Raw genomic sequence first — 9,484 nt, 5'->3', positions numbered from 1 at the left:
TTAGCATTGACAGGATTATTCCTGATGAAGAAGAAGGAGGAATAAAAGGGCTCTTTGTCAACTGTAGTGGTTTGATGATAAGTCAATTTATGGAGAGGATCTTTTGGTCTTCTCCTTTTTGATGTTCGGAATCTAAAATGCAGAGTCTGAAGCCTCTGAAATTGTGAAAAAGAAATCTTTGCTCTTCTTGATCTTATTATTTCTTTCTTGTCGTTCAAAAGCTATTTTTTCTACATGAAAGAATATTCATAATCTCTAATTTAAGTGTAGTAATCAGCGATTTACAAAAAATATCATGCAAACCTTTTCACCGTTAAAAAAATCTGCTATAATAAGAGGGAGAACGAATACAGAGGAGAATATCATGTCAAAAAAAATTATTGGGATTGACCTTGGTGGTACATCTATCAAATTTGCAATTTTGACGCAAGAGGGCGAAATCCAAGAAAAATGGTCTATTAAAACCAATATTTTGGATGAAGGAAGCCATATTGTAGACGATATGATTGAGTCTATCCAGCATCGCTTGGATCTCTTAAATCTATCGGCAGAGAACTTTATCGGAATTGGAATGGGTTCACCGGGTGTGGTTGACCGTGAGAAAGGGACTGTTATCGGTGCCTACAACCTGAACTGGAAAACCCTCCAACCAATTAAAGAAAAAATTGAAAAAGCCTTGGGCATTCCATTCTTCATCGATAATGATGCCAACGTAGCTGCGCTTGGTGAGCGTTGGATGGGTGCTGGTGACAACCAACCAGACGTGGTCTTTATGACGCTTGGTACAGGTGTTGGTGGCGGTATCGTTGCGGAAGGTAAATTGCTCCACGGTGTGGCTGGTGCGGCAGGCGAGCTGGGGCATATCACTGTTGATTTCGATCAACCAATCGCATGTACTTGTGGTAAGAAAGGCTGTCTTGAAACAGTAGCTTCTGCAACAGGGATTGTCAACTTGACTCGTCGTTACGCTGATGAATATGAAGGCGACGCAACTTTGAAACGCTTGATTGATGACGGAGAAGAAGTAACTGCTAAAACTGTATTTGATTTGGCAAAAGAAGGCGACGACCTTGCCTTGATCGTTTACCGTAACTTCTCGCGTTACTTGGGAATCGCTTGTGCCAATATCGGCTCTATCCTAAACCCTTCAACCATTGTTATCGGTGGCGGAGTGTCAGCAGCGGGAGAATTCCTTCTACAAGGTGTCCAAAAAGTTTATGATGAAAATACCTTCCCACAAGTGCGTACATCAACTAAATTAGCTCTTGCCACTCTCGGAAACGATGCCGGAGTTATCGGAGCAGCTTCGCTGGTACTTCAATAGTTCTAATTACTTCCTCTCTTAGCATAGCTATAAGGAGGGCTAAAAATGAAGAGAAAAGTTGCATATTTTCTAATATTATTTCCCATTTTTCTTTTGATCTTATCCGCTTGCAAATCAAAGACAGAAGGTTTTCTGACCATATTGAATAGTCAGAATCAGCAGATTTATCAGACAAGAAATACCAAGACCTTGGATGAATTTGCAGACATTCTGGATAAGGTCGAATCTGAGGAAGATAATGAAGATGCCTGGGTCGATTTGCCCGATGATGCAGAGGTTAATTACATCTACGATATTAGTGGAAGAAAGGGAGAAAGTGGCGTTAAATTCACGACCTACAAAAACTACCCCTATGTAACTCTTTCAAATATTCCTGCTGTGTCAGATATTACCTTGAGATTATCAGAAAAAGATGCGAATAAGCTCAATCATCCAGATGAATGGGTCAAATAAAGTTTTCTCCTGCTAAACTTGGCAGGAGAATTTTTATGGAAAATTTGCTATACTAGAAAAAGCTCACTGATACGAAGGAGAAATCATGACGTTAGCAGATACGATTTTTAAAGAGAATATTAATAAAATTATGGAGCAAGGCGTCTTCTCTGAAAACGCCCGTCCGCGCTACAAGGATGGAAATGTGGCCAACTCCAAATATATCACTGGTTCTTTTGCGGAATATGATTTGAGCAAGGGAGAGTTCCCAATCACGACTCTGCGCCCTATTGCCATCAAGTCTGCCATTAAGGAAGTGCTTTGGATCTACCAAGACCAGTCTAACAGTCTGGAACTGCTCAACGACAAGTATCATGTTCACTATTGGAATGACTGGGAAGTTGGCGATACGGGTACTATTGGCCAGCGCTACGGAGCTGTTGTCAAGAAGCATGACATTATTCATAAAATTCTCCAACAGCTGGAAGCCAATCCTTGGAACCGCCGCAATATCATCTCTCTCTGGGATTATGAAGCGTTTGAAGAAACAGACGGTCTGCTTCCATGTGCTTTTCAAACCATGTTTGACGTTCGGCGTGTAGATGGAGACATTTATCTGGATGCGACTCTGACCCAGCGCTCAAATGATATGCTGGTGGCTCACCACATCAATGCTATGCAGTATGTGGCTCTGCAGATGATGATTGCCAAGCATTTCGGCTGGAAGGTCGGCAAGTTCTTTTACTTCATCAATAACTTGCACATCTATGACAACCAGTTCGAGCAGGCGGAGGAACTCTTACGCCGAGAACCTAGCGACTGCCAACCTCGACTCGTTTTAAATGTGCCAGATGGGACCAATTTCTTTGATATCAAAGCAGAGGATTTTGAGTTGCTAGACTATGATCCTGTTAAACCTCAGCTGAAGTTTGATTTGGCGATTTGATTGTATTTTTCCTACTGAATGATAGTCAGTAGGTTTTTTAATTTTCAAGAGCAAATGATTGAAATATATTTTGTAAGTGCTATAATGACAATAGATATATGTGTTTCGCTAGTGCCTATCTCGGAGGTATTGATATGGAAGCAAATTTTTTAACACATAGAAGCAGGAGAAAACTCTTTAGTCTGGGCATTTGTTCATTTTTGCTTGGCTTATCGATTTCTGTGACACCGATGGCTGTTGTGGGTGCGGATGAAGTCCAGCAGGCAGAGTCCCAACTTGAGCAAATTGCGGATTCTTCAGTGGAAGAAGATGACTTTCTGCAGCTTGTAGACCAAGGTTCGGATGGGGTAAATCAGGGAAAGAAATCCTATACGATTGATTTGCTTTGTCATGGAAAAGGCCCTAAAAACAAAGGAACCGAGCAAAGCAATGCTGATGCTTCAACTGAAGGTAAGTCAGTCAAAAGAGAGGGATGCGATATTGATCCCTTAGCGGATAAAAAAGAGGTCGCCACTGCTGAGCCTAAGAAGACAGACTCAACCCTCTTGAACGTTTCCTTGTTTGGCCTTGTAGCTGCTGTTGTAGGATTTGTCTTTGTTAAAAAGATGAAGAAAGAGTAATTTGCCTAGCAAACGAATAGTCGATAATCTTTTTGGTTATCGATTTTTTATCTGGATTAGCTGACAAAAATAAATAGATAGAAGTGATAGTCCAAACAAGTCTTTTTTAATAAATTTTGATAGAATAGAAATATCAATGCGAAGGATGGAGAAATGACGAAAAAGATTGCGGCTATTTGGGCACAGGATCAAAATGGTTTGATTGGAAAAGACCAAAGCTTGCCATGGCATTTACCAGCAGAGTTGAAGCATTTCAAAGAAATCACGACTGGACATGCGATTCTAATGGGGCGGGTGACTTTTGATGGCATGCATCGGCGCGTGCTGCCAAATAGAAAAACTCTGATTTTGACACGCGATAGGAATTATCAGATTGAAGATGAGCGTGTTTTGGTATTTCATGATCTTTCAGCGGTGTTGAAATGGTACCAAGAGCAAGAGAAGAATCTCTATATTATCGGTGGCGGCCAAATCTTTTCTTTATTTGAGCATAACTTGGATGAGGTGATTAAGACAGAAATCCATGCTAGCTTGGAAGGTGATACTTATTTTCCAGAAGATTTTGATTTGACACAGTTCGAGGAAGTAAGCAGTCGCTTTCGACCTAAAGATGAGAAAAATGAGTATGATTTCACCGTAAAAATCCTCAAAAGAAAGGGTTCATAGGAATGGAAAGAAGTGTTTTTGGTTTTTTACGGCCTTTTTATGTGCAATTTGTCTGATCTGTTCGCTTCAGACTTTTCGTAAAAAACGTTATGGATTGGCTATTTTATTTTTGTTAAATGCTTTTACGAATCTTGTTAATTCCATCCATTCTTTTTATATGACCCTCTTTTAAAATGTAAATAAAAAATTGAATTAGAAATTTAGAATGGGAGTAAACAATGCCTACAAATCGTAATAATGAGATGATGGTATATTGTTCTTTCTGTGGAAAGAATCAGGACGAAGTCCAAAAAATTATTGCGGGCAACAATGCCTTTATCTGTAATGAATGTGTCGAGTTGGCGCAGGAAATTATCCGAGAAGAATTAGCTGAGGAAGTTTTAGCTGATCTTTCTGAAGTACCAAAACCACAAGAATTGCTCAATATCTTGAACCACTATGTGATCGGTCAGGATCGGGCCAAGCGGGCTTTAGCTGTTGCTGTTTACAATCACTATAAGCGGATTAATTTTCATGACAGTCGCGAAGAGGATGATGTGGAGCTACAAAAATCCAACATCCTCATGATTGGTCCAACTGGATCTGGGAAAACATTCCTGGCTCAGACTTTGGCGCGCAGTCTCAATGTTCCTTTTGCTATCGCAGATGCGACAGCCTTGACTGAGGCTGGCTATGTTGGTGAAGATGTAGAGAATATCCTGCTCAAGCTTTTACAGGCAGCTGATTTCAATATTGAACGGGCAGAACGCGGCATCATTTATGTGGATGAAATCGACAAGATTGCTAAGAAGAGCGAAAATGTTTCTATCACTCGTGATGTTTCAGGTGAGGGTGTTCAGCAAGCATTGTTGAAGATTATTGAAGGAACAGTTGCCAGCGTGCCTCCTCAAGGTGGTCGTAAGCATCCACAGCAAGAAATGATTCAGGTTGATACCAAGAACATTCTCTTTATCGTTGGTGGTGCTTTTGACGGTATCGAAGAAATTGTCAAGCAACGTCTTGGTGAGAAGATTATCGGTTTCGGTCAAAATAATAAGGCAATTGACGAAGGTGCGTCTTATATGCAGGCCATTGTCGCTGACGATATTCAAAAATTTGGAATTATTCCTGAGTTGATTGGTCGTTTACCAGTTTTTGCAGCCCTAGAGCAGCTGACCGTTGATGATCTGGTTCGCATTTTGAATGAACCGAGAAATGCACTAGTGAAGCAATACCAAACCTTGCTTTCTTATGATGATGTCGAGCTTGAATTTGACGAGGAAGCTTTGCAAGCCATTGCGAGAAAAGCCATCGAACGCAAGACAGGTGCGCGTGGACTGCGTTCAATTATTGAAGAAACCATGATGGATGTCATGTTTGAAGTGCCAAGTCAGGAAAATGTTAAGCTGGTTCGTATCACGAAGGAAGCAGTGGATGGCACAGACAAGCCAATCTTAGAAACTGCCTAGGGGAAGCTTATGGAAATCAATACACATAATGCTGAGATTTTACTGAGCGCAGCCAATAAATCGCATTACCCTCAGGATGATATCCCAGAAATCGCCTTGGCGGGTCGCTCCAATGTTGGTAAATCTAGTTTTATCAATACTTTACTCAATCGTAAAAATTTAGCACGGACTTCGGGTAAGCCTGGTAAAACGCAGTTGTTGAACTTTTTCAATATCGATGACAAGCTCCGTTTTGTGGATGTTCCTGGCTACGGCTATGCCAAGGTTTCGAAAACGGAGCGCGCTAAATGGGGCAAAATGATTGAGGAATATCTGACCAGTCGGGACAATTTGCGAGCGGTCGTAAGTCTGGTAGACCTGCGTCATGACCCTAGTGCAGATGATGTACAGATGTACGAGTTTCTCAAATACTATGAAATTCCTGTCATCATCGTAGCGACCAAGGCGGATAAAATTCCGCGCGGCAAGTGGAACAAGCATGAAAGTGCCATCAAGAAAAAGCTGGACTTTGATAAAACTGATGATTTTATTATCTTTTCTTCAGTTGATAAAACTGGTCTTGATCAAGCCTGGGATGCGATTTTAGGCAAGATCTAGATGTTAGATTTTATCGGAATGATAGTTGAACTTTCAGAGTTTAAGATCATAGCCTGATTCCGTATGGGTTGGAGTCAGGTTATTTTTATCTTCAGTTCAGTCTGTATATCTTAGTGATAAGGCTCATTATGCAAGCCAAACGAGGAAGTTTTGAATGGAACAATCGTGGCTTGTAAAACTTATATTCGTAGAAGATCTAAAAAATGTCATATACTTGTAATTTATTGCTAATGTTATTTTGCTTTTAGTATGTTACAATAGTAGAATAAATATTGTATTTAGGAGAAAGACTGTGAAGAAGAGAATTTCAAAAGAAAGAAAAAAACTTTTGACAGGTTTGGCAGTGATGGCCTCAACCGTTGTCTTTGGTCTGGCTTTGTCAAAGCAAATCAAGCCAGCAAGTGCAAATGATGCTGTTCAGCAACCATTGAACCAAACAGAATATTTCATTTCACAAATTAGTGAGCCAGCTCGCCAGTTGGCTCAGGATAATGATCTGTATGCTTCTGTGATGATTGCACAAGCTATTTTAGAGAGTGGTTCTGGCCAGTCTGGTCTGTCAGGATATCCTCACTATAATCTGTTCGGGATTAAAGGAGCTTATGTTGGTCAGTCAGCGACGATGGAGACCTTGGAAGAAGACGGTCAGGGCAATACCTACGCAATCAACGATCAATTCCGCTCTTACTCAAGTTACGCTGAGTCACTTCAGGATTATGTCTACGTCTTGAGACAAAGTCATTTTGCGGGAGCTTGGAAGAGCAATGCCCCGACTTATCAAGATGCAACAGCTGCCTTGACAGGTGTATATGCAACGGATAGTCATTACTATGCAAAATTGAACTATCTGATTGAAGCATACAATCTGACTCAGTTTGATTCGCCTAGCTATCAGACAGGAGCGTCTAATATGGTTTACAATCCTTACCGTGGACAATACACGACTCAAGATGTTCTGGAAACAGACCAAGCATGGGCAACACATAACTAGATAAGAAAAAAGAGATTGTAATAATCTCTTTTTTGCGTTTTACTAATGAAATAGACGATCATTTCAAATAAGCAGACTTATTTATCTTTAGCAAAACTGACTAAGCTGCTATTTTAGAAAAAGCTTAAGGAGCAAGAATGGGAGCATTTAAAGACTTACTTGAAAAGCAAGACATAATAATTCTAGATGGTGCTTTGGGGACAGAGCTGGAGAGGCAGGGCTATGACGTTTCTGGTCGGCTTTGGTCAGCCAAGTACTTGCTTGAGAATCCTCAGATTATCCAAGGCCTGCATGAGGACTATGTTCGGGCGGGTAGTGACATCATCACCACTTCCAGTTATCAGGCCAGCATTCCAGCTTTTGTCGAAGAAGGATTGAGTTTAGACAAGGCTCATGAAATCTTCAAAGAGACAGTCCTTTTGGCACAGGCAGCGGTTAAAAATGTCTGGGGGAGATTATCGCTAGATGAGCAGAAGCAGCGCTCTTATCCTCTGATAGCTGGATCGGTTGGACCATATGCTGCTTACCTGGCTGATGGATCGGAGTATACAGGAGCCTATCACTTGAGTGAGGAGGAATTTAAAGACTTTCATCGTCCGCGCATTCAAGCCTTGCTGGACGCGGGCTGTGATTTATTGGCACTTGAAACGATTCCTAACGGAGCAGAAACCGAGGCGCTTGTTCATTTACTATCAGAAGAATTTCCTCAGGTGGAAGCCTATTTATCTTTTACCGCTCAAACGGTATCAGCGATTTCAGATGGAACACTAATAGAAGAAGTTGGGCGCTTGGCTCAGTCGAGTCCACAAGTATTGGCTGTCGGTTTTAACTGCACAGCTCCGCATTTGATTGCTCCTTTATTAGAAAAGTTGAAACAGGTGTGCGACAAACCCTTACTAGCCTATCCAAATTCCGGAGAAATCTATAATGGGGTGACGAATACTTGGCAGGACAATCCTGAGCAGCATCTCTGTTTAACTGATTACAGTCATCTTTCGAAGAAACAGGGCGTTCAGCTTTTTGGCGGTTGCTGTCGAACTCGGCCAGAAGATATAAGGCGGCTAGCAGGCGAACTAAGAACTTGAAATATAGCATTCCAATTTCAAGTTCAAATTTAGAAAAAAACTTACAGAAAACGCTTTCGAAAAATAAAAGTTTGTGATATACTGTACATAGTTTAACTTAGAGGAGAATTATTATGGTCGAATCGACATTTATTCCAAAAATAGAAGCAGCTTGCCGTAAGAAAGAAGGCTTGTTCGACACAAGCAAAGGGAAGTATGCTGTTCGCTCTATCTTTGCGGGGGCCTTTCTGACTTTCAGTACAGGAGCAGGAGCCATTGCGGCAGACTTGACAAATAAGATTATCCCAGGAACGGGTCGCTTTCTATTTCCTTTTATCTTTGCTTGGGGATTGGCCTATATCGTCTTTCTGAATGCTGAGCTGGTGACTTCCAACATGATGTTTTTGACAGCTGGCACTTTCTTGAAGAAGATTGACTGGAAAAAAGCGTTGATTATTTTGTTCTATTGTACTTTCTTCAATTTGATTGGAGCTCTAATTGCTGGTTGGCTTTTTGCTAATTCGGCGGCTTATGCAGGACTGAGCAAGGAAAGTTTCATTGCTGGTGTTGTGCAGATGAAGCTTGCCCGCTCCAATGAACTTATTTTACTTGAGGGAATACTCGCCAATGTCTTCGTTAATATTGCGATTCTTTCCTTCGTCTTGGTGAAAGATAGTACAGCTAAGCTTTTCTTGGTTATTTCAGCCATTTATATGTTTGTATTCTTAACAAACGAACACTTGGCAGCTAACTTTGCTTCTTTTGCTATCGTCAAATTTAGCTCGGCTGCATCACAGGTGGCAAATTTTGGTATTGGAAATATCCTGCGCCACTGGGCTGTGACCTTCGTAGGAAACTTGATTGGCGGTGGTCTCCTAATCGGTCTACCATATGCTTGGTTCAATAAAAAAGAAGAACATTATGTAGATTAAAATGTAGCTTTGGGGCTACATTTTTTTGAAGAGGTGACGCTCTGATTTCCGTCTAGATCTGCCTAAATTGACAAACATATAAAATTTTGTTAAACTTTATTAATATTTTTATATTTAAGGAGATCTTGATGAATAAACTTACTATTCAAGCACCAGATGGCAGCAATGTTAAGACTTTGTCACCTATGTACTCTATTACAACCTTGCTATTTAACTTTTTCGTTCCTCTTTTTCGTAAAGACTGGAAATACTTTGGGATCATGCTTGGATCACTGTTTGTATTTGCTGTGATTGCAACACTTCTTATCCCAGATGATTTCTTGAGACCTGTAGGAACTGCCTACAACTTGTTTTGGGCCTTTTTCTATAATCGTCTTTGGATAAAAGACCGAGTTTTCACTGATGGTTGGGTGCCTGCTGACGAAGCTAGTAAAGCCTTGCTTGACAAGACTTTTCCTAAAAAT

Annotated in this window: 11 protein-coding genes; all 11 read left to right on the top strand. The window is 40.8% G+C overall.

Annotated features, from left to right (window positions below):
* Nucleotides 1-364 precede the first annotated feature (364 nt).
* A complete protein-coding gene (locus SCRDD08_RS07250) occupies nucleotides 365-1,324 on the top strand; it encodes an ROK family glucokinase (protein ID WP_061423041.1) in 960 nt (319 codons plus the stop codon).
* A 45-nt stretch (nucleotides 1,325-1,369) separates the two neighbouring features.
* A complete protein-coding gene (locus tag SCRDD08_RS07245) occupies nucleotides 1,370-1,777 on the top strand; it encodes a hypothetical protein (RefSeq protein ID WP_061423040.1) in 408 nt (135 codons plus the stop codon).
* A gap of 85 nt (nucleotides 1,778-1,862) precedes the next feature.
* Nucleotides 1,863-2,702, top strand: coding sequence for a thymidylate synthase (locus SCRDD08_RS07240; protein ID WP_061423039.1), 840 nt, complete (start codon nucleotides 1,863-1,865; stop codon nucleotides 2,700-2,702).
* Between the two features lie 134 nt (nucleotides 2,703-2,836).
* Entirely contained in the window at nucleotides 2,837-3,322 is a 486-nt protein-coding gene (locus tag SCRDD08_RS07235) for a hypothetical protein (RefSeq protein WP_061423038.1), read from the top strand.
* 153 nt (nucleotides 3,323-3,475) lie between these two features.
* Entirely contained in the window at nucleotides 3,476-3,988 is a 513-nt protein-coding gene (locus tag SCRDD08_RS07230; protein ID WP_061423037.1) for a dihydrofolate reductase, read from the top strand.
* A 218-nt stretch (nucleotides 3,989-4,206) separates the two neighbouring features.
* The gene (gene clpX, locus SCRDD08_RS07225) at nucleotides 4,207-5,436 is read left to right on the top strand and encodes an ATP-dependent Clp protease ATP-binding subunit ClpX (protein WP_015604700.1); all 1,230 of its coding nucleotides are present in this window, start codon (nucleotides 4,207-4,209) and stop codon (nucleotides 5,434-5,436) included.
* Between the two features lie 9 nt (nucleotides 5,437-5,445).
* Complete coding sequence (yihA, locus tag SCRDD08_RS07220; protein WP_015604701.1) at nucleotides 5,446-6,033, top strand: ribosome biogenesis GTP-binding protein YihA/YsxC; 588 nt, start codon at nucleotides 5,446-5,448, stop codon at nucleotides 6,031-6,033.
* A gap of 292 nt (nucleotides 6,034-6,325) precedes the next feature.
* A complete protein-coding gene (locus tag SCRDD08_RS07215) occupies nucleotides 6,326-7,024 on the top strand; it encodes a glucosaminidase domain-containing protein (protein WP_061423036.1) in 699 nt (232 codons plus the stop codon).
* Between the two features lie 137 nt (nucleotides 7,025-7,161).
* A complete protein-coding gene (gene mmuM, locus SCRDD08_RS07210; RefSeq protein WP_061423035.1) occupies nucleotides 7,162-8,109 on the top strand; it encodes a homocysteine S-methyltransferase in 948 nt (315 codons plus the stop codon).
* 113 nt (nucleotides 8,110-8,222) lie between these two features.
* Nucleotides 8,223-9,020 (top strand): formate/nitrite transporter family protein, encoded by a 798-nt coding sequence (locus tag SCRDD08_RS07205; protein ID WP_061423034.1) that lies wholly within the window; start codon nucleotides 8,223-8,225, stop codon nucleotides 9,018-9,020.
* A 128-nt stretch (nucleotides 9,021-9,148) separates the two neighbouring features.
* Nucleotides 9,149-9,484: hypothetical protein (locus SCRDD08_RS07200; RefSeq protein ID WP_061423033.1), on the top strand; the 336-nt coding region annotated here is incomplete at its 3' end.

The sequence above is a fragment of the Streptococcus cristatus genome (genome assembly GCF_001578775.1).
GTDB lineage: Bacteria > Bacillota > Bacilli > Lactobacillales > Streptococcaceae > Streptococcus > Streptococcus cristatus_A.
This window is presented reverse-complemented; position numbering and strand designations above follow the sequence as displayed.